Raw genomic sequence first — 19,691 nt, 5'->3', positions numbered from 1 at the left:
ATGCCGCCCTGGCGCTCGGGAGGCGGCTCGACCTTGAGCAGCGTGACCTTCGAGGCGACCTCGACACCCAGCTCGGCCGGCGTCTTGACGTCGAGGGGCTTCTTCTTGGCCTTCATGATGTCGGGCAGCTTGGCGTAGCGCGGCTCGTTGAGGCGCAGGTCGGTGGTGACGATGGCCGGCAGGCTCAGTTCGACGGTCTGCAGGCCGCCGTCGATCTCGCGGGTCACCTGGAGCTTTCCATCCCCCCCGTCGCCGCTGATCACGACCTCGGACGCGAAGGTGCCCTGGGGCAGGCCGGTCAGCGCGGCGAGCATCTGGCCGGTCTGGTTGTTGTCGGTGTCGATGGCCTGCTTGCCGAGGATCGTGAGGCCCGGCTGCTCCTCCTCGACCACCTTGGCCAGCAACTTGGCCACCGCCAGCGACTCGATGCGCGCGTCGGTCTCGGCTGAGGTATCGACATGGATGGCGCGATCGGCGCCCAGTGCCAGGGCGGTGCGCAGCTGCTCCTGGGCGGCCCTGGGGCCGATGGTGACGGCGACGACCTCGGTCGCCACCCCGCGCTCCTTGAGGCGCACCGCCTCTTCCACGGCGATCTCGCAGAAGGGGTTCATGGCCATCTTGACGTTGGTGAGGTCGACATCGCTGTTGTCCGGCTTGACCCGGATCTTGACGTTGTAGTCGATGACGCGCTTGACCGCGGCGAGAATTTTCATTCCATGCTCTCCCGGACTTTTGGATGTTTGCTTTCAGTAGGTTTTAGAGCTTATGGCCGGTGTTTTATCGTGAGCCACTTGCCGCCCGGTGAGCCGCATCGAGGCCACGATGAATCGCCTGGCCGATGCCCTCATCCAACATCGTTCGCAGCCCCTTGGCGGTGGTGCCGTCATAGGCAATCAGCCGCTCCACCATGTCGCCGGGGTCGGTTCCCAGCCTTTCCAGCAGTAGGCTGCCGCCCACCAGGGTCTGCATGACGGCCTCGAGGGCGATATCGTCGGCGATGCCCATCTGCCTGGCGTGCTCCAGCATCGATTGGGCCAGCAGGGCGGGGTAGGCCGGCCCGGCCCCGCTCAGGGCCGTCAGGTAGTCGAGGTCGCGCTCCGTGGGAAGCTCCCGTGCCGTGCCACAGCTCGCCAGCAGCGCCTGGACGAGCCGCTTGTCGGCATCGGTGACCTGCTGAGAGGCAAACCATGGGAAGTAGGCCCGATGGATCTCCGCCGCGGCATTCGGCATGGCACGCACCACCCGGCAACTTCCCACCTGGCTGGAGATCTCCTGCGAGGAGGCCATCGCCAGCAGGGAAATGACCAGTTTGTCGTGTGCCGCGATATCGACGCTGGCGAGATCCTCCGGGCGCATGGACAGCACGATGACATCAGCCAGCTCGACCAGCTCACGGTTATCCGTGGCGCAACGAACGTCAGGCCAGTCGCGGTAAGCCTCGTGGCTCCCGGAACGCGAGGAGACAACCAATCGGCCGGCGGGCACGACGTTCCGCTCCAGCAAGGCAATGCCCAGCGAGCGCCCCATCCACCCATGGCCACCGATGATGCCGATCACTGCGTCTTGCGACATGCGTCCCACCTCTCTTGCCATCCTGCCGGTAACGGATCTCACCGCTTCATGGCGGCCTGGCACATCCGGTTTATTTCTTTATGTACACACATGTACATCTAGTTGACAAGTGTGTACATGTGCCGCTAGCTTTGTCAAGCACACAACAAGATGGAGGCATGACCATGGCTAACGACCCGCTGCTGCAGCCCTTCCAGCTCAAGCATCTGTCCTTGAAGAACAGGCTCATGATGACGGCCCACGAGCCCGCCTACCCCGAGGACGGCATGCCCAAGGCGCTCTACCGGGCCTACCACGTCGAGCGGGCCAGGGCCGGCATCGGCCTGACCATGACCGCCGGTTCGGCGGCGGTGGCCAAGGACAGCCCGCCGGTGTTCAACAACATCCTGGCCTACAGGGATGAGGTGGTGCCGTGGATGAAGGAGCTCACGGACGCCTGTCATGAGCACGGCACCGCGGTGATGATCCAGTTGACCCACCTGGGCCGGCGCACCCGCTGGGACAAGGGCGACTGGTTGCCGGCGGTGTCGCCCTCGCATCGTCGCGAAGCCTCCCACCGCGCCTTTCCCAAGCAGATCGAGGACTGGGATATCGAGCGCCTGATCCGTGACTACGCCGACGCCGCCGAACGCATGCACGCTGCCGGCCTCGACGGCATCGAGCTGATGGCCTATGGCCACCTGATGGATCAGTTCTGGTCTCCGTTGACCAACACCCTCGAGGCCCCTTACGGGGGCGATCTCGACAACCGGCTGCGTTTCACCTTCGACGTGCTGCGTGCCATTCGGCAGCGAGTCGGCGAGGAGTTCATCGTCGGCGTGCGCTATACCGGCGACGAGATGCTGCCGGGCGGGCTGACGGCGGGCGATGGAATGGAAATCTCACGGCGCCTGAAGGACAGCGGTCTGGTCGATTTCCTCAACGTGGTCCGCGGCCACATCGACACTGACCCGGGACTCACCGACGTCATCCCCATCCAGGGGATGCCCAGCGCCCCGCACCTGGACTTCGCCGGAGAGATCCGTCGCGAGGTCGACTTCCCCACCTTCCATGGTGCCAAGATCCAGGACGTCGCCACCGCCCGCTACGCCATCGCCTCGGGCAAGGTCGACATGGTCGGCATGACCCGCGCCCACATGGCCGACCCGCACATCGTGCGCAAGATCATCGAAGGCCGCGAGGAGGAGATCCGCCCCTGCGTCGGCGCCAACTACTGCCTCGATCGCATCTACCAGGGCGGTGCCGCCTACTGCATTCACAACGCCGCCACCGGGCGGGAAACCACCATGCCCCACACCATCCCCAAGGCAGCGCAGCAGCGCCGAGTGGTGGTCATCGGCGCCGGACCCGCGGGGCTGGAGGCCGCCCGGGTCGCCGGCGAACGGGGCCATGAGGTAGTGGTGCTGGAAGCCGCCAGCGATGCCGGCGGGCAAGTGCGCCTCACCGCGCAGAGCGAGCGCCGCCGCGAGATGATGGGCATCATCGACTGGCGCCTGGCGCGCTGCGAGGCCCTCGGCGTCGAGATCCGCTACAACGTCTGGGCCGAGGTCGAGGATGTGCTCGCCGAGAAGCCGGATGTGGTCATCGTGGCGACTGGCGGCTACCCCCTGGAAGACCAGCCCGCGGTTGGGCACGATCTGGTGGTCAACACCTGGGATATCCTGTCCGGGCACGTGGCCCCGGGCAATCGGGTGCTGCTATTCGACGATGCCGGCGATCATGCCGCCATGCAGGCATCGGAGATCATTGCCGCCACCGGGGCACAGCTCGAGATCATGACGCCGGACCGTACCTTCTCGCCGGAAATCATGGCCATGAATCTCGTACCGTACATGCGTTCCCTGCAGCGACCCAACGTCACCTTCACGCCCACCTATCGGCTGAAGTCCGTGCAGCGGGACGGCGATGAGCTGCTGGCCAGGATCACAAGCGACTATGTACTTCAAGGTCAGCTGGACCTGGATCATGAGCGGCGCATCGACCAGGTGGTGGTCAACTACGGCATCACGCCGATGGCCGACATCTATTTCGAGCTGAAGCCGCATTCCAGTAATGGTGGCGAGGTGAACTACGAGGACCTGATCATTGGCAAGCCCCAGGCCGTCATTCGCAATTCGGGTGATGGATTCCAGCTGTTCCGGATCGGTGATGCCGTCGCGTCGCGGAACACCCATGCAGCGATCTACGATGCCCTGCGGCTGGTCAAGGATTTGTGATGGATTCAAAGGGGGAAGAAATGTCATTCAAGAGAACCATACATGCCATAGATACGCATGCAGGCGAGCCGATGCGCGTTGTCACTGGCGGTGTTCCCAACATACCCGGCAAGACGGTGCATGAGAAAATGGTGTGGCTGAGGGAAAATGACGACCAGCTGCGTAAGTTAATGCTGCGTGAGCCTCGCGGTTACCCGCCTCTCTGCTGTAATGTTATTGTTCCGCCATGTCATCCCGATGCCGATGCCGGCTATGTCATCATGGAGCAGATCGAGTATCCGGTCATGTCTGGCGGCAATACCATTTCCGTGGCAACGGTGCTGCTTGAAATGGGAATGCTGCCGATGCAAGAGCCCGTTACGGAACTTGTTCTTGAGGCGCCGGCCGGACTCATTAACATCAGGGCCGAATGCAAGGATGGCAAGGTAAAGAGCGTCACCTTCAAGAATATACCTGCGTTTGCAGCCTACCTTGATAGAGAAATAGACGTTCCCCACCTTGGCAAGGTAAAAGTAGACGTTGGATGGGGTGGAATGTTCTATGTAATTGCGGATGTCCGACAGTTTCCCTGGATAGAACTCACACCCGAGCATGGCGCAGAGATAACGCGGATCTCGGCCATGATCAGGCAGGCTGCTATCGAGCAGTTGCCCGTTGAGCACCCCGATTATCCAGGGGTCGGGATCACGATATCACAGCTTTCCGGGCCGGCAAGTAGCCCAGATGCAGATTGGAAGAATGTCGTGACAGTGGCGTCTGGTGACTTTGATTGGGACAAGCCCAGCACCTGGACAGGTGCCATCGACCGGTGTCCATGCGGGACGGGAACATGCGCAAAGATGGCGGTCCTGCATGCCAAGGACGAGCTGCCGTTGAATCAAGATTTTCGCCACCAGGGGATCCTGGGCAATGTGTTTACGGGAAGACTGGTCGAGGAAACGACAATTGGCGAAAGAAAGGCGGTAATTCCTACCATTTCGGGAACGAGCTGGATCTATGGGATCAATACCTACGTGTTGGACAATGATGATCCATTCACGGAAGGATTCTGTGTGCAGGACATCTGGGCCTGAAGACCAGTGCGGCCCTAGCTAGTACGCACCCCATCCGCCGCTCACAAGGAGCGGCGGATTGTCTCAATCACTACCGTGTCGATGGTAATGCGTTCCTCTTCGGAACGATTGCTTCGTACCGGGCGGCGGTTGGGCACGTAGCTACCACCACGTTCGGCGATTCGGTCAAGATGCTGGGTCAGGCGGGTGGAAAAATGGTCGTCAATAACGGTGGGTTGAATCGCAATGATCGTCATCCCGGCGTCGATCACCTGATCTCCGCCCTGGAAATCCGGCATGTCGAGCGACCATGATGCACCGGACAATCCGGCCGCGAGGCACTCGACCATCAGCGCCACATTCGCGCCTTTCATACCGCCGAATGCCAAAAGTGCACCGCGCAGGCCGGCCGCTGCATCGGTGGTCGCGTTACCCTGCTCGTCGATGGCCCAACCTTCGGGAATCTTACGCCCTTCTTCCGCCGCCTTTACCAGGTTGACGAAGGCCGTCGCACTGGATGCCTGGTCAATGACCAGTGGCGCGTTGACATCGGCCAAGGGTGCGGCAAACGCCATCGGGTTGGTGCCGAAAACGATCTTGCCAGTGGGCGAGCCCGCCACCACGGCCGGACTGTTGGACACGGCAAAGGCGATCACGCCTTCCAGGGCAAGACGGCGAACATAGTAGCCCAATTCACCGGTGGTATAGCTGTTGCCTTGGGTGAAGATCGTAACGCCCAGTTTCTGTGTGTTTTCGACAAGCGTCGGCATTGCCAAGTCGAAGCCGAGTTGCGCAATGCCTCCATCCGCATCCGAGTAGATGATAGCGGGCAAGGGCGAAGTGATTTTCGGCTCTGCTTCTCTGTTGATGCGTCCCTCACGGAAACTGGAAAGATAATCCAGAAGATGCGGGAACCCGACACCGGGGTGTCCGAAAAGCGCCGCCGAAACCGTCGCCCTTGCCAGGGAGCGTGCGGTAGCATGGTTGGCGCCCGCGGCGAGACAGGCCTGTTCAGCCAATGTCTCTGCATCGTGGGCGAAAAGTGTCTGCTGACTCAAGGAAAGATACCTCTCATGTTCTGATGTTGATTAATTCACGTATCCGAGCAGCCTTGGCAGGAAGAGTGACAGCGCCGGCCAGTAGGTCGTGATCAGCATCACAGGCAGAGCGGCAAGCAGCATGAAGCTGAAGGCGGGCCGAATGACCTGTGACATCCCGACCCCGCCGATCCGACAGCTCATGAACAGGATGGGCGCCATGGGTGGGCTATTGCAACCGATGACGACGCTGGTGCCCACGATGGCGGCAAAATGCACCGGATGGATGCCGATGCTCTCCATGACCGGCAGCAGCAGCGGACTGAGGATGGCCACGACACTCACGTCATCCATGATCATTCCCATCAAGATCAAGAAGATATTGACCATGAGGAGAATCAGCAGCTTGTTCTGGAACAGCTCGAGCAACAGCTCGGTCAGCTGCTGTGGCACTCTCTCGAAGGTGAAGATACGACTGGCCACGAAGGAAAAGAGCAGAATGATCATGATGACGCCAGTGGTCGTGGCGGCTTGGATGAAACACCGTGCCAGGGCCTTCAGGTTGAGGTCGCGATAAACGAACAGGCCGACGGGAATGGCATAGACGACGGCAATGGCGGCCGCCTCGGTGGGGGTGAAGATGCCCCCGTAGATGCCGCCCAGGATGATGACCGGGAGCATCAAGGCGGGGAAGGCCTTCCAGCCGGTACTGCCGATATTCCGGAAGCGGTCACTCAGTGCGATCACTCCTGGGCTGTAGTCGGGATTCTTGCGCATCTTGATGGCGTTGATCACGCACAGGAAGATCATCAGCAGAATACCCGGCCCGATGGTCGCCAGGAATACGGCCGCGACGGATTGCCGGGTTACCACGGCGTACAGGATCATGGTGATGCTGGGCGGAATCAGCAGGCCGAGCAACGAAGAGATCCCGACCAGAGCAGTGGAATACGGGCGGCTGTAGCCGTGTTTTTCCATCGGGCCGATCATGATGGTGCCAATCGCGGCTACCGCGGCCGAGGCTGTCCCAGAAATGGCCCCGAAGACGCCACAGCCCATTACCATCGAGGTTCCCATCCCACTGCGGGACGAGCCGACGATGGCCTCGACAAAGCGTATGAGCCTGGCCGCAATCCCTCCTGACTGCATCAAGTATCCTGTCATGATAAATAATGGCAGGGCGAGCAGGATAATGGAGTTGATGGACCAAAAGCCCGTCGTCATCAGCGACGATATATCGACATCATAAGCGAACGAGAGTACGAGGGTCATGGCGGCGAAAGAGAACACGACCGGCACGCCTATGATCATCAATATTATGACTGCGCCTATCGCTAATAAGGCACCCATGTGTTTCTCCTATTATTGTCAGGAAGTCTCTTGAGGAGAGACGTTTATTGGGTTGCAGCTTTTCTGGATAGCTTTCTGACATCATGAATGAGGTCCCGGAGCGCGTAGAGCAACAGCAGGATGCTCGCAACGAGAAGGCTTCCCTGTGCAATGTATTGCGGAATACTGAACACCGGTGTGACTTGTCCCTTTTCGACTCCCCAGGAAAAAAGGCTGTAGCTCCAGGTGACGAAAAAAACCGCCATAACTACCGATAGTGTTGTGGCAATCAGCCTCATTATGTCGTGCAGGACCTCGTTGTCGGTAAAGGCCTGAAAGAAATCGGCACTGAGATGGGACCTCTCGCGCGAGGCCAGGGCCGCTCCGAGCATGTACAACCACATGGCGGCCATCAACACCAGTTCCTCAAGGCCAAATACCTGAACGCCAAGCAGTGCCCTGAAGATTATGCCACCCACCATGGCAAAAGAAATGAAAAGGCCTAGCACTGTAACGGCAGCCTTCAGAATAGATGCGACCACATTATCGATGCGGGCGAAATAATCCATAATGACTTCCCTAATGTTACCCTAAAAGGAATCGAACACGGAGTGGCCCTATCAACAGGCGCCACTCCATGTCATCCGGCAAGCCGTTACTGTGGTTCCGATGCATGCTCGCGGACGGCGCTCATGACATCCTCCCCCAGGGACTCCTCCGCCTCGACCCATACTGTCTCGCGGACTCGTTCGATCCAGGCAGCCATCTCTTCATCGGACGGCACGATATATTCCATACCTTCTTCCTGGGCCGTCTGGATCCACTTTTCATCCTCGGCCTTGGCATTCTCGAACTGCTCATTGGACACGACTTCCACGGCATCCGCGATGATCCCGCGATCTTCTTCGTCGAGAGCGTTCCAGGAATCCTGGTTCATCAGGAAAGTATAGAAGGAGAAGTTGTGCTTGGAGTGAACGAAATAGTCAAGCAGGTCGTTGAAATAGGTATAGTCCCAGTAGATCACATTACTCGAATCGCCATCGACGACCCCGGTCTGGATGGAGGTGTAGACCTCGGACCAGTCGATGGGAACGGCCTGGAACCCCATGGCCTGTATCGTTTGGGGCAGCGGGAAGATGGGTTGTGACCGGAGCTTGATCCCCTGTGCATCTTCATGGTTAGTAGCATATGTATCCGCTGTAGCTATGCCGCCAAAGCCTTCCGGAAAGGGCCCCAGGTATTCCAGGCCAATATCCGATAGGATGGGTCCGATGACCTCCGAGACCCAACCATCTTTGCCATAGGCATCTAGTGCTTCATCCCAACCCAGGGTCAGATAGGGCAGCTGTAGTACGCCAAGCCGCTCATCGTAGGAGGTTTGAGGCCAGCCCAGGAAGAGGTCGATATTACCTCTGACCAACTGGTCAAAAAGCTCCTGAGGCCCGCCGATCTCATCCTGATAGAAGACATTGATGGTAATTCTGCCATCGGATTGTTCTTCGACTATATCAGAGATTCTCTTTACTGCCAGACCGTGGGGCGATTCTCGGTCACCTGACTCCGTTGCGATCGTAAGCTTTAATTCCTCATCGCTTGCCCAGGCGGACGCTGAGAAACCAAGTGCGGTGATAACCGATACTGCGGCTATGCTTGAGCTAACTTTTATTGAGTTTTTTAATGTCATAACACCTTCTCCAGGTGGGCTATTGTCGTTGGGTTCACCTCTTGCCTGGCCGTGGCCAGGCATGTATTAAAGCTATTACTGTGGCGGAAGTAATGGAAACGACTTTTCTTCAGTACAAAGCAAAACCTGAGGTTATCGTTGCCTCGATCGATGGAAGTAGACATTTATCGATACATGCTGATATTCGCTGGTGGCAAGCAAGCCGCCATCCACGGGGCCGCGAATGGCGGGGAAAGAATGCAATCTGTGTTGTGAACGGGTCGCTGGATCAGGCCAGCTGGATCCAGGTGGTCTTCAACTCGCAATACTGATCATGGGCATACACCGACTTGTCCCGCCCACCGAAGCCGGACTGCTTGTAGCCGCCGAAGGGGGTGGTGATATCGCCTTCCGAGAAGCAGTTGACGGAGACGGTGCCGGCGCGGATGGCGGCAGCCATGCGGTGAACGGTATTGAGATCCTCGCTCCACAGCGAGGCCGCCAGGCCATAGCAGGTGTCGTTGGCGATGGCGATGGCTTCCTCCTCGGTGTCGAACGGGATCACCGCCAGCACCGGGCCGAAGATCTCCTCCCGTGCCACGGCGGCATCCTTGGGCACCTCGTCGAAGATGGTCGGGGCGACGAAATAGCCCCCCACCTCTTGCAGGATGCGCTTCCCGCCGGTCACCAGCGCCAGCCCATCGGCCTTGGCCCGCTCGATATGCGCCAGCACCTTGTCCATGTGGTCCTGCTCGATCAGGGCGCCGAGCTGAACATTGGGGTCCAGCGGATCGCCAGTGACCCACTCCTCCTCGAGCTGGCGCTGCATCTCGTCGACCAACGCATCCTTCACCGACCGATGCACGATCAGGCGAGAGCCCGCCGAGCAGTTCTCGCCCATGTTCCAGAAGGCCGCGGCCAGGACATTGCTCGCCACGGTCTTGAGGTCGCCGACGTCGGGCATCACCACCTGCGGATTCTTGCCGCCGCACTCCAGTACCACGCGTTTGAGGTTGCTCGCCGCCGAGTACTCGAGGAAGCGACGACCCACGTCGGTGGAACCGGTGAAGGCGGCCAGGTCGATGTCGGGATGCAGGCCGATGGCCTTGCCGGCCACATGACCGAGCCCCGGCACCACGTTCAACACGCCGGCCGGGATGCCGGCCTCATGGGCCAGCTCGGCGAGCCGCAGCGTGCTGAGCGAGGTCAGCTCGGCGGGCTTGAGCACCACGCTGTTGCCGGTGATCAGCGCCGGTCCCAGCTTCCAGCCGGCCATCATGGCGGGGAAGTTCCACGGCAGCACGGCGCCGACGACCCCGATCGGCTCACGGCTGATCGTCGCCACCACGTCCTTGGCGGTCGGCGACACGGCATCGTAGAGCTTGTCGGCGGCCTCGGCGTGCCAGCGGATGGTGTTGGCGGTGTCGGGGATATCGACATTGAAGCACTCACCGATCGGCTTGCCCGCCTCCAGGGCCTCCAGCACGGCCAGCTCGAGGCAGTGTTCCTCGATCAGGTCGGCGAAGCGCTGCATGATGGCCTTGCGCTCGGCGGGCGCGAGCCCCGACCAGACACCGGCCCCGAAGGCCCGGCGGGCGGCCTGGACGGCGAGGTCCACATCGGTGCCGTCACAGGCGGCTACCCGGGTCAGGAGCTCCCCGGTGGCCGGGTTCAGGGTATCGAACGTTTCGCCTGAACTCGCGGGCACGAAGCGACCGTCGATGAAGGCCAGGTTGCGATACTCGAGTTGCTCGATCTGACGCGCAATGGCGTCCGGAGTCAGATTATCGGACATTGTTGTTCTCCTCGTGTCGGATGGTTCAGAGTTCCTTGCCGGCCTGCCACTCTTTCCAGGCAAGCGTCGAGCGCACGCCCAGGCCGAGGAACGGTTCGGGTGGATTGGCGGCGGGTTTGGGTTGCTTCAGCATGATGTCGAGCAGTTCGCTCTCCACGCCGAGTGCATACTCGGCGATCAACTTCCCGGAGATCGTGCCGCGGGTCAGGCCCAGCCCGTTCTGGCAGACGGCGCTGAAGACCCCGGGGACAAGCTCACCGAAGGGCGTGCCCCCATTGCGCGATACGCACAGCGCGCCTCCCCAGGTGTATTCGAGCTCCACGTCCGGCAGCATGGGGAAACGCCGCTCGAAGGAGCACCGATGAGCGCCCCGCACACGCGCCAGCCGGCTTGCACTGGTGCTGACATGCGGGTTGTAGGTGAAGGAGTTACGGATGGCGATGCGCCCGTCTCCCATGCGCCGCACGGTCGTGCCCATCGGGTTCGCCGGGATCAGCCCCCAACTTTCCTCGCCGCCCAGTGCCGCGAGCTCCTTGGGGCTCAACTGACGGCTCAGACTGCCGTAGGTATAGACGGGCAGAATCCGGCCCTTGAGCCCCAACTGGCCGAACTGCGCGGCATAGGCGTTGTTGGCGAGCACCAGCCGCGGCGCCTCGAGACGCCCCTGGTCGGTCACCAGCGTATGGGGCTGGCCGACGTTGATCTCGCGGACGGGGCTGTCCTCGTAGAGGCGGACATTCTCCGGCAGAGTGGCCCCGAGGCCACGTACCAGCGAGGCCGGCTGGACCTGTACACACCCGGGAGTGTGCAGGCCGGCGTGATAGAAGTCGGAGCCGGTGATGGCCTTCATCTGCCGGGCGTCGAGTTCGCTGTAGGGCTCGCCAAGGGCCGACAGCCCCTTGGCGAAGGCCTCCAGGGCGCGCAGCCCATGCGCCTCCACCGCCCCGTGCAGCTTGCCCTGCTCCCGCCAGTCACAGTCGATACCATGGCGCTGCACGATCTCGCGCATGTAGTCGATCGCCCCACGATTGAGGCGGATCTGGTCAAGATCGCGGCTCCGGTCGCCGGTGTAATCGTGTGAGTTCAGGTCGTGTGGCAGGTCGATCATGAACCCGGAGTTACGCCCGGCGGCCCCGAAGCCGACACGCCGTGCATCCACCAGGGCGATGGCGGCGTTCGGCTGCAGTTCGGCCAGGCGCCGAGCGGCGGCCAGGCCGGCCAGTCCCGCTCCCAACACCGCCCAGTCGGCCTTCACTTCACCTTGAAGCGGTGCCGAAGCGGGCGGTGGGGGCAGTGTCTCGTACCAGCCACAGCGCCCGTCGTTCTGGGGCAAGAAATGGCATGTCAACTGCATGGGGCGAATCTCCAGCGCAGGATGTCAGCCGCGGTGTTGAAGCAGGGCGTCATAGGTACGCTGGAAGCTGGCTTTTTCCGTCTCGTTCAGCGGCAGCAGCGGACGATGCGCCGGTCCGACCGGCAGGCCGGCCAGTTCGCAGCCGTACTTGATGTACTGGCAGAACTTCCCGCCCTGCTCCAGCAGGTTGAGCATCGGCAGCAGGCGGGCGGCCAGTTCACGGCCGGCGACCAAGTCCTGCTCGACGACGCAGGCCTGGTACAGCGCCACGTGCTCCGGCGCCAGGAAGTTGGAAGCCCCCGCCACCCAACTGCGTGCTCCCCAGGCGAAGAACTCCAGGACCTGGTCGTCCATGCCGCAGCTCAGCTGAAGCTGGTCGGCGTGATCGTTGGCCAGGGCATGCATCCGCTCGATCGAGCCGGTGCTCTCCTTGATCGCCTGGACATTCGGGCGATCACGCAACGCCTCGATCAACTCGAGTGTCATCGGCACACCAGTGCGGTCGGGGAAGTTGTAGAGCATGATCGGCATGTCGAGGGCATCATCGACGCACCGGACATGGGTCAGCAGCTCGTCCTGGGCCGGCTGGCAGTAGTAGGGCGCCGCTACCAGGATGGCGTCGAAGCCGGCCTCCTTGGCATGCTGGCCAAGCTCCAGGCTGTCCTCGGTCGTGGTGGCATTGATACCCGCCATGATCGGGATACGGCCCTTGGCATGGCCGGCCACAGAGTCGAAGACCTGCTTGCGTTCTTCCTTGCTGAGGGCATAGTACTCGCCGGTCGTGCCGCCGATGATCAGGCCGTGCACCCCCTGGTCGATCAGCGTGTCGACCACCTTCCTCAGGGTGTCGAGCTGGATGGAGCCGTCCTGGGCGAAAGGGGTTACGACGGGTGTCCAGATACCATCGAAGTTCATATCGTCACCTTGTGATTGTTTGCTGGAGGATGGGTCGGTATAGCGATGGTAAGCGGGAAACTTCGCCCCGAAAAAGCAACATTTAATCCCGGCAAGTCATGACCAGATGTTATGGTCATACCTTCGTAGCAAAGCGGCGTGGGGTGCCGACAGGTCGGCCTGGAATGCTTGCTCCCTACGAAAAGTCAGGCTCAAGACGTCAGGGCTGACGCTGCCTGCGAAACTTCGCCGGGGCGACGTGAAAGAACTGGCGGAAGCAGTGGCGAAAGTGATCGATGCTGGTAAAGCCACTGGCCACCGCGATATCGGCAATCGACTTGTTGGTCTGTTGCAGCAATTGCCGGGCGTAAGTCACGCGGAGCTCCATATAGTAGCGGGACGGAGAGGCATCGACATAACGAATGAAGAGCCGTTCGAGTTGACGACGGGAGATGTTGACCCAACGGGCTATTTCGTCTACCGAAAGAGGTTCGTCGATATTGTTATGCATCAACTCCAGTGCCAGTTTCAGGGCTTGCGGCAGGGTAGGATCACGATCGAGGCTCAGGACGGAAACATCCATCACCTCTTGAGCCTTGTCACAGTTGAGTATTTCCTCGATCGCATCGACAAAGCTCTGGTCATGATCACGTCTCAGCCAGTCCAGCATCATGGAGAGCGCGCTATTGGCGCCGGCGCAGCTGATCCGTTTCCTGTCCAGCACATAGGAGTGCCTGGACAGGCATACCCCGGGAAATGACTCGAGCAGCATGGCCCGGGAATCGGGATGTATTGCACAGTCATGGCCATCCAGCACTCCCGCCTCGGCAAGAAAGAAGGCACCGTTCCACAGCCCTCCCAGTGTCGTGCCTGCGGCATCGAAGCAGCGTAGCGTGGAGCGGATCGATGGCGAGCTCTGCAAGTGCACACGGAAACCACCACACATGATAAGCAGGTCCAGCCGTTGCTCCTGCAGCGCCGTTAGCGGGCAATCCGTCGAGATGGCGGTGCCCAGATCGCTGACGACCAGATCGCTCGTTGCACCGACCACCAGTACCTCGACCAGCGGCTCCCGAGTCACCAGGTTGGCGGTTACCAAGGCATCCACCGCGCCGGCGAAGGCCATCAAGGAGAAGTTATCCAGGAGCACGAACGCCACTCGTCGCAGCGGAGGCTGCGACCTTGAATCCTCCCCCGCGTTGAGGTGTGCCATGTTCTTGCGTTTCAACAAGCTCTTGAAGGAGGCGTGCATCATGTCACTCCAGGGGGCCCGGCAACCTTGCATGCCAAGCATGCATCATGGCTTGAGGGAGAATTGCGGCTGTTGTCCGGCGTCGCTTTTGGATAACCTGAAGGATGCGGGGGCGGCGTCTTTTCCATGACCGTAGTCTAGGTTCCGGCCGATTATCGCCGACATCGACTTTTTTTTCAGGATGTTGATAACTTTTTGTTATGACAACACACACCGATCCCGATCAGAGGCTGCTCAAGATGCCATCGCTGCGTGCGGTGAGATCCTTCGTGGCGGCGGCCAAGTATCAGAACTTCACCCGAGCCGCCGAGGCACTGTGCGTCACCCAGGCGGCCATCAGCCGGCAGATCCGTGAACTCGAGAGCTACCTTGGCACGGCCCTGTTCAAGCGTGTCGGGCGTTCGGTCGAGCTGACCACCGCCGGCTCCATCTTCTTCGATGCGGCTCAGCTCTCCTTCATCAACATCGCCCAGGCGGCGGATCGCATCCGCAAGGACCACGGCACCAGCGCCAGGCGCCCCCTGACACTGTGCTGTTCCCCGGCCTTCTCGGCGCTGTGGATGGCGCAACGCCTGCCGAGCTTCTTCAGCGCCAACCCCGATATCGACCTCAATCTGGTCACGACCCAGAACTTCCTCACCATGGAACCGGGGGTCTATCCGGATATCTTCATCACCAAGATGTCGCGGGTGCGGGACGGCTACGTCAGCATGCCGCTGTTCCATGATGTGATCTATCCGGTGTGCACGCCGGGCTATCTCGAGGCACACCCCGAGATCCGGACCCTCGAGGGACTGCGAGACGGGGTACTGCTGAACCTGAGCCCCTACGGTCGCTCCCAGGTCGCCGAGCATGTGGATTGGGGGGTGTGGCTGGCCATCCATGATATCGACATCGAGAGCCGTTCCCGGGACAGCCTTCATTACTTCAATGCCAACGACTACAACATGTTGGTGCAGATGGTACTCAATGACCAGGGCGCGGCCCTCGGCTGGGATCACCTTATCGGACCGCTTGTCGACCAAGGCCGACTGGTCAGGCCGGTCGAGCAGGAGGTCGTACTGGAGGACACCCGCCATTACCTGGCCTACCGCGAGGACAAGGAGGACGACGAGGCACTGGGCCGCTTCCGAGACTGGTTCATGGACCAAAGCGGCGTGCCGACAGCCACCTGAGGTTTTAGCCACCGGCCGGCAGGTGACGCACCGGGCGCCGGACCCTCACGTCATCCTGGTTGCATGGCATGCCCTGATCGAACCACTCGATTGATCGCTGGCCAGGGGGTCAATAGAGCCGGAACGACTGATGCTCCGGGTGCCCCTGCTGCTGCTGGATCACCTTGCGGTAGCGCTTGTACTCCCACTGGTACTGGGCCGGGTCGAGGGCGATGGCGGCCTCCACGCAGGCGTTGACGCCGGTGGCGGAGGCGGTCTCGTCGGTGGCGTAGACGCGCTCGTCGGCGGCCAGGAAGTGCAGGGCGAAGCCGCGGCCGGGCAGGCGTTTTGCCACCCCGGTGACCACCCGCGCCTCGGTACGGGCGACCAGCTTGGGCAGCAGGGTGGCAGTATAGGCCGGGCGGTCGAAGAAGGGGGCGAAGACGCCGCTGCCCCAGGAGGGCTCCTGGTCGGGCAGGATGCCGATGGCCTCGCAGCGCTTGAGAGCCTTGAGCAGCGCCGCCACCCCGCGGGGGTTGGTCGGCACCAGGCGCGCCCCCATGCGCTCGCGGCCCTGGCGGATCAGCGGATCCAGGGCGTCGATCTTGGGCGGCTCGTACATGGCGGTGAAGGGGAAGTGGCCCGATAGCCAGAAGTTGAGCACCTCCCAGTTGCCGAAGTGCGGCGCCAGCACGATCACCCCGCGCCCCTCGGCCCGGGCGCCGTCGAGCAGCTCGCGGCCGTGGACCTCGAGGATCGAGGCCTCGACCCGCGCGGGGTCGGCCATCCAGGCGAAGCCCAGCTCGAGCATGGTGGCGGTGGAATGCACCAGGCTCTCCCGGGCGAGCTCGCGTCTGGCGGCCTCGCTGCGGTCGGGGTAGACCTGGGCGAGATTGATCTCGGTGACCTCGCGCTCGCGCCGGCTGAACCGGTGCACCAGCGGGCCGGCGAGGCGCGACAACCGCCACAGCGTCGACAGGCGACGGCCGGCCAGCGTGCGCCACAACAGGGCGATAGCGCGGGACCGGGCGTTGTTGGAAGGGGACTCCGGTACGGCCATGGTCAGACCAGCCAGGTGTCCACGTTGTCGGGGGCGCGCTGCTCCTGCAGCCCCTTGATGCCCTTGACGCAGCGGATGACGAGCCAGACCACGGCGGCGAGCCAGGTGACGAAGCCGATCAGCACCAGGGTCAGCACGGCGGACACGGCGAAGTACAGCACGGCCAGCCAGAAGGTGCGGATCTGGTAGCGGTAGTGCTCGTCGAGCCACGCCGGGCCCCTGCCGCGGTAGACATAGGCGATCACCACCCCGACCAGCGCGGTCACGCCACCGGTCACGATGCCGGCCAGGTGCAGGGCGTAGACCACGATCGCCATGGTGGTGTCGGGTGGGTCGCCCTGTTCGGCGACGACTCGATCATCGTCATACTGCACATTATCGCTCATGGGTCGTCCCTGGGATTCGAGTGACTGGTGCCAATGATACCGGCCGCCGGCGACATTGCCACCGGCAGCGTCCAACGGGAAGGGGGGTCAGTCGGCGCCTGGCCGGCGTGGGCGGCTGATCTCCAGCAGGTTGCCGTCGGGGTCGCGCAGGTAGAGCGATTCGATCTCGCCGGTGGCGCCCTGACGCGCCACCGGACCCAGCTCCACCTCGACGTCGAGCGCCTCCAGGTGCCGCTTGACCTCGTCCAGCGGCAGCAGGCTGCGCAGGCAGAGGTCGAGGCTGCCGGGGGTGGGGGTGGCCGCCTTGGGGCTCACATCGGTGTCGGTCCAGTGCAGGCGTAGCGCCAGGTCGCCGAGCATCAGGTCGACGCGCTCGCGGTCGCGGTAGCGCACGTCGAGCCCCAGCACCCGGGAGTAGAAATCCACGGCGCGGGAAATGTCGGTCACGGTGATGACCAGATGGTCCAGACCTGACAGCATTCACATCTCCTTGGAAGAGTGTACTGGCACAGAGGATACGATGATGCAGACCTGCCCGCTATGCGCATCTCGCGATACGCACCACTACCACCGCGATGCCCGGCGCGACTACCGCCAGTGCGCACGGTGCGAACTGGTCTTCGTGCCGCCGGCAAGCCGGCTCGATCCGGCGGCGGAGCGGGCGGTCTACGATCAGCACGAGAACTCTCCCGACGACCTCGGCTACCGCCGCTTCCTGTCGCGGCTGTTCGAGCCACTGCGCGGGCGGCTCGCCCCCGGGGCCCGGGGGCTCGATTTCGGTGCCGGCCCCGGGCCGACCCTGTCGGTGATGTTCGAGGAGGCCGGCCACCCCATGGCGATCTACGACCCCTTCTATGCCCCCGACAGGGCAGTGTTCGAGCGACGCTACGAGTTCATCACCGCCACCGAGGTGGTCGAGCACCTCTTCGAGCCTGGCCGCGAGCTCGCGCGGCTGGCCGCCATGCTCCCCCAGGGCGGCTGGCTGGGGCTGATGACCAAGCGGGTCGCCTCGCGGCAGGCGTTCGCCGGCTGGCACTACATCCTCGACCCCACCCATGTCTGCTTCTTCAGCGAGACGAGCTTCGCGTGGCTGGCCGGCCACTTGGGCATGAGCGTCGAGTTTCCCGCCGCCGACGTGGCCCTGCTGCAGAAGCGATAAATCATCCCGAATTCTCGGTCGTTCGCCGAGCAAAATTCCGGGGCTGGCGGGCGTCGTCCACAAAGCGATTGACTTGGCGCTTGGCAGGCGTATGCTTCGCGCGCTCCGACGCTGCGTCAGCATCCTCGGGAGCCGCCAAACCCTGTCCCCCGACAAGGCGCCGTCCGGCATTTTCTGCCACGCTTCTGTTTTTCATCTGCTACTGTGAGGCCCGTTCATGTCGCGGCAACTGCTGGCCATGGCCCTGGCGCCCCTGCTGGGGCTCTTCATCCTCGGGATCGGCAACGGTTTCCTGGCAACCCTGATCACCCTGCGCCTGGACGCCGCCGGCGAGTCGCCGGTGGTGATCGGCTGGGTATCGTCGGCCTACTTCATCGGCCTGGCACTGGGCGCCATGTTCAACGACCGGTTGCTGCTGCGCATCGGCCATATCCGCGCCTACGGCAGCTTCGCCTCGCTGGTGGCGGTCACGGTGCTGCTGCAGGGGCTGTGGCTCGAGCCCGTTTCCTGGTTCGTGCTGCGCCTGATCGGCGGCTGGGCCACCGTGGGGGTCTACCTGGTGATCGAGAGCTGGCTGCTCACCGCCGGCGATCAGAAGGTCCGCGGCCGCCTGCTGGCGCTCTACATGATCTCGCTCTATGCCGCCGGGGTGGTCGGTCAGCTGTTGCTGGGCGTGACCGATGCCATGGGGGTGACCGCGCCCTTCATGGTGATCGGCATGCTGGCCTCGCTGTCGGTGCTGCCGATGGCGATGATCCCGCGGGTCTCGCCGCTGATCGAACACGCCGAGCCGCTCTCGCCGATGCGGTTGATCACCCTGACGCCCACCGGGGTGATGGGCAGCTTCGGCTCGGGGCTCGCCGTGGCCGCGGTCTACTCCCTGCTGCCGCTCTATTTGCAGCGCGTCGGCCTGTCGGTGAACCAGATCGGCCAGATGATGGCGGTGGTGGTGCTCGGCGCCATGCTGCTGCAGTATCCCATCGGCCGCTGGTCCGATCGCCACGACCGCCAGATGGTGCTGATCCTGATCGGTGCCTTCTGTACCCTGATCTCCGCCGGCATGCTGTGGCTGCCGCTCAACACCTGGGTGCTCGCCGGCCTGCTGTTCCTGCTCGGCGGCGGCGTCTTCGCCCTCTACCCGGTGGCGGTGAGCCACGCCGCCGACCGTGCTCCGGCCGGTGCCCTGGTGCGCATGAGCCAGGGGCTGCTGTTGATCAACGCGGTGGGTTCCACCGTGAGCCCGCCGGTGATCTCGCCGGTGATGGCCGCGCTGGGCGATGCCGGCCTGTTCTGGGCCTTCGGTGCCCTGGGGCTCTTCCTGGTGGGGTTCTTCGCCTGGCGGCGCCGCGTGCGTCCGGCGCCGGTGCCGGTGGCGCCCTTCGCGCCCACCACACCGATGTCGTCGATGGGTGCCGAACTCGCCGTGACCGGGGAGCTGATGCAGGGCGCCATCGACCACGAGCACAGGGAGGATCTCTCCGACGCCGTGCCCGAGGTAGAGGTGGCCGAGCCGCTGGTAGGCCCGCCGCCCCCCGATGAGCCGCATATCGCCTACTACGACGATGACGACAACGGCAGGCATCCGCCGCTCGACGACGATACGGCGGAGCTGCAGGGCAACGAACCCGGCCCCGCCCGCGCCTGAGCCTTGCCGTCCATCCTGCCCATCACGCGCCCGATGCCTCGCATCGGGCGCATTCTTTTGGTCTCGACTTAGGGATAATGGTTAACGAAAAATAGTGAATCTACTATCCCTGATATCATTTCT

18 protein-coding genes are annotated in these 19,691 nt (G+C 62.6%); 5 read left to right on the top strand and 13 right to left on the bottom strand.

Translation table 11 applies throughout. The annotated features are described in order from the left end of the window. A partial coding sequence (locus QLQ85_RS02810; RefSeq protein WP_282737599.1) for an electron transfer flavoprotein subunit beta/FixA family protein occupies positions 1–713 on the bottom strand: 713 nt, incomplete at its 3' end. Positions 714–777: 64 nt separating this feature from the next. Continuing rightward, positions 778–1,572: a pyrroline-5-carboxylate reductase family protein gene (locus QLQ85_RS02805; RefSeq protein WP_282737598.1), complete on the bottom strand. Its 795-nt coding sequence runs from the start codon at positions 1,570–1,572 to the stop codon at positions 778–780. 164 nt (positions 1,573–1,736) lie between these two features. Between QLQ85_RS02805 and QLQ85_RS02800 the strand changes: the two genes are divergently transcribed. Continuing rightward, positions 1,737–3,788 carry an NADH:flavin oxidoreductase gene (locus tag QLQ85_RS02800; protein WP_282737597.1) on the top strand — a complete coding sequence of 684 codons (2,052 nt, stop codon included), beginning with the start codon at positions 1,737–1,739 and terminating at the stop codon, positions 3,786–3,788. Beyond that, positions 3,788–4,861 carry a proline racemase family protein gene (locus tag QLQ85_RS02795; RefSeq protein ID WP_282737596.1) on the top strand — a complete coding sequence of 358 codons (1,074 nt, stop codon included), beginning with the start codon at positions 3,788–3,790 and terminating at the stop codon, positions 4,859–4,861. Before QLQ85_RS02800 ends, QLQ85_RS02795 begins: the two co-directional genes overlap by 1 nt. A 41-nt stretch (positions 4,862–4,902) precedes the next feature. On the opposite strand, the gene QLQ85_RS02790 is transcribed toward QLQ85_RS02795, so the two are convergent. The 8 genes from QLQ85_RS02790 to QLQ85_RS02755 all read right to left on the bottom strand — a co-directional run bounded on the left by QLQ85_RS02790 (position 4,903) and on the right by QLQ85_RS02755 (position 14,167). Continuing rightward, the gene (locus tag QLQ85_RS02790; RefSeq protein WP_282737595.1) at positions 4,903–5,898 is read right to left on the bottom strand and encodes an Ldh family oxidoreductase; all 996 of its coding nucleotides are present in this window, start codon (positions 5,896–5,898) and stop codon (positions 4,903–4,905) included. A gap of 30 nt (positions 5,899–5,928) precedes the next feature. Then, complete coding sequence (locus tag QLQ85_RS02785) at positions 5,929–7,227, bottom strand: TRAP transporter large permease (protein ID WP_282720670.1); 1,299 nt, start codon at positions 7,225–7,227, stop codon at positions 5,929–5,931. Positions 7,228–7,271: 44 nt separating this feature from the next. Then, on the bottom strand, positions 7,272–7,775 hold the full coding sequence (locus tag QLQ85_RS02780) for a TRAP transporter small permease (protein ID WP_282720671.1): 504 nt from the start codon (positions 7,773–7,775) through the stop codon (positions 7,272–7,274). A gap of 86 nt (positions 7,776–7,861) precedes the next feature. After that, positions 7,862–8,890, bottom strand: a complete 1,029-nt coding sequence (gene dctP / locus QLQ85_RS02775; RefSeq protein ID WP_282737594.1) for a TRAP transporter substrate-binding protein DctP — start codon at positions 8,888–8,890, stop codon at positions 7,862–7,864. A 268-nt stretch (positions 8,891–9,158) separates the two neighbouring features. Further along, a complete protein-coding gene (locus tag QLQ85_RS02770; protein ID WP_282737593.1) occupies positions 9,159–10,664 on the bottom strand; it encodes an aldehyde dehydrogenase in 1,506 nt (501 codons plus the stop codon). Positions 10,665–10,689: 25 nt separating this feature from the next. After that, positions 10,690–12,018 carry an NAD(P)/FAD-dependent oxidoreductase gene (locus tag QLQ85_RS02765; protein WP_282737592.1) on the bottom strand — a complete coding sequence of 443 codons (1,329 nt, stop codon included), beginning with the start codon at positions 12,016–12,018 and terminating at the stop codon, positions 10,690–10,692. 24 nt (positions 12,019–12,042) lie between these two features. Continuing rightward, positions 12,043–12,933 carry a 4-hydroxy-tetrahydrodipicolinate synthase gene (gene dapA, locus QLQ85_RS02760; RefSeq protein ID WP_282737591.1) on the bottom strand — a complete coding sequence of 297 codons (891 nt, stop codon included), beginning with the start codon at positions 12,931–12,933 and terminating at the stop codon, positions 12,043–12,045. Between the two features lie 199 nt (positions 12,934–13,132). Further along, entirely contained in the window at positions 13,133–14,167 is a 1,035-nt protein-coding gene (locus QLQ85_RS02755) for a GlxA family transcriptional regulator (RefSeq protein WP_282737590.1), read from the bottom strand. A 236-nt stretch (positions 14,168–14,403) separates the two neighbouring features. Here QLQ85_RS02755 and QLQ85_RS02750 point away from each other — a divergent pair, with 236 nt between their 5' ends. Further along, positions 14,404–15,339, top strand: coding sequence for a LysR substrate-binding domain-containing protein (locus tag QLQ85_RS02750; RefSeq protein ID WP_282737589.1), 936 nt, complete (start codon positions 14,404–14,406; stop codon positions 15,337–15,339). Between the two features lie 109 nt (positions 15,340–15,448). On the opposite strand, the gene QLQ85_RS02745 is transcribed toward QLQ85_RS02750, so the two are convergent. The 3 genes from QLQ85_RS02745 to QLQ85_RS02735 form a co-directional block, all read right to left on the bottom strand. Next, positions 15,449–16,378 (bottom strand): lysophospholipid acyltransferase family protein, encoded by a 930-nt coding sequence (locus tag QLQ85_RS02745; protein ID WP_282737588.1) that lies wholly within the window; start codon positions 16,376–16,378, stop codon positions 15,449–15,451. Between the two features lie 2 nt (positions 16,379–16,380). Continuing rightward, the gene (locus QLQ85_RS02740; protein WP_282720679.1) at positions 16,381–16,764 is read right to left on the bottom strand and encodes a DUF4870 family protein; all 384 of its coding nucleotides are present in this window, start codon (positions 16,762–16,764) and stop codon (positions 16,381–16,383) included. 87 nt (positions 16,765–16,851) lie between these two features. Then, the gene (locus tag QLQ85_RS02735; protein WP_102629903.1) at positions 16,852–17,244 is read right to left on the bottom strand and encodes a VOC family protein; all 393 of its coding nucleotides are present in this window, start codon (positions 17,242–17,244) and stop codon (positions 16,852–16,854) included. Between the two features lie 40 nt (positions 17,245–17,284). Here QLQ85_RS02735 and QLQ85_RS02730 point away from each other — a divergent pair, with 40 nt between their 5' ends. Continuing rightward, on the top strand, positions 17,285–17,923 hold the full coding sequence (locus tag QLQ85_RS02730; RefSeq protein ID WP_282737587.1) for a class I SAM-dependent methyltransferase: 639 nt from the start codon (positions 17,285–17,287) through the stop codon (positions 17,921–17,923). 217 nt (positions 17,924–18,140) lie between these two features. Next, positions 18,141–19,568 (top strand): MFS transporter, encoded by a 1,428-nt coding sequence (locus tag QLQ85_RS02725; protein WP_282737586.1) that lies wholly within the window; start codon positions 18,141–18,143, stop codon positions 19,566–19,568. Positions 19,569–19,691: the final 123 nt, after the last annotated feature.

Source organism: Halomonas kalidii, from assembly GCF_030010475.1.
Taxonomy (GTDB): Bacteria; Pseudomonadota; Gammaproteobacteria; order Pseudomonadales; family Halomonadaceae; genus Halomonas; species Halomonas heilongjiangensis.
Note: the sequence above shows the minus strand (reverse complement) of the source record. Positions and strands in the feature narration are given on the sequence as shown.

What these genes read in the sequence shown, in the direction of transcription:
- QLQ85_RS02805 (WP_282737598.1), bottom strand. Translation starts at nt 1,572, where the DNA reads ATGTCGCAAGACGCAGTGATCGGCATCATCGGTGGCCATGGGTGGATG.
- QLQ85_RS02800 (WP_282737597.1), top strand. Translation starts at nt 1,737, where the DNA reads ATGGCTAACGACCCGCTGCTGCAGCCCTTCCAGCTCAAGCATCTGTCC.
- QLQ85_RS02795 (WP_282737596.1), top strand. Translation starts at nt 3,788, where the DNA reads ATGGATTCAAAGGGGGAAGAAATGTCATTCAAGAGAACCATACATGCC.
- QLQ85_RS02785 (WP_282720670.1), bottom strand. Translation starts at nt 7,227, where the DNA reads ATGGGTGCCTTATTAGCGATAGGCGCAGTCATAATATTGATGATCATA.
- QLQ85_RS02780 (WP_282720671.1), bottom strand. Translation starts at nt 7,775, where the DNA reads ATGGATTATTTCGCCCGCATCGATAATGTGGTCGCATCTATTCTGAAG.
- dctP (WP_282737594.1), bottom strand. Translation starts at nt 8,890, where the DNA reads ATGACATTAAAAAACTCAATAAAAGTTAGCTCAAGCATAGCCGCAGTA.
- QLQ85_RS02770 (WP_282737593.1), bottom strand. Translation starts at nt 10,664, where the DNA reads ATGTCCGATAATCTGACTCCGGACGCCATTGCGCGTCAGATCGAGCAA.
- QLQ85_RS02765 (WP_282737592.1), bottom strand. Translation starts at nt 12,018, where the DNA reads ATGCAGTTGACATGCCATTTCTTGCCCCAGAACGACGGGCGCTGTGGC.
- dapA (WP_282737591.1), bottom strand. Translation starts at nt 12,933, where the DNA reads ATGAACTTCGATGGTATCTGGACACCCGTCGTAACCCCTTTCGCCCAG.
- QLQ85_RS02755 (WP_282737590.1), bottom strand. Translation starts at nt 14,167, where the DNA reads ATGATGCACGCCTCCTTCAAGAGCTTGTTGAAACGCAAGAACATGGCA.
- QLQ85_RS02750 (WP_282737589.1), top strand. Translation starts at nt 14,404, where the DNA reads ATGCCATCGCTGCGTGCGGTGAGATCCTTCGTGGCGGCGGCCAAGTAT.
- QLQ85_RS02745 (WP_282737588.1), bottom strand. Translation starts at nt 16,378, where the DNA reads ATGGCCGTACCGGAGTCCCCTTCCAACAACGCCCGGTCCCGCGCTATC.
- QLQ85_RS02740 (WP_282720679.1), bottom strand. Translation starts at nt 16,764, where the DNA reads ATGAGCGATAATGTGCAGTATGACGATGATCGAGTCGTCGCCGAACAG.
- QLQ85_RS02735 (WP_102629903.1), bottom strand. Translation starts at nt 17,244, where the DNA reads ATGCTGTCAGGTCTGGACCATCTGGTCATCACCGTGACCGACATTTCC.
- QLQ85_RS02730 (WP_282737587.1), top strand. Translation starts at nt 17,285, where the DNA reads ATGATGCAGACCTGCCCGCTATGCGCATCTCGCGATACGCACCACTAC.
- QLQ85_RS02725 (WP_282737586.1), top strand. Translation starts at nt 18,141, where the DNA reads ATGTCGCGGCAACTGCTGGCCATGGCCCTGGCGCCCCTGCTGGGGCTC.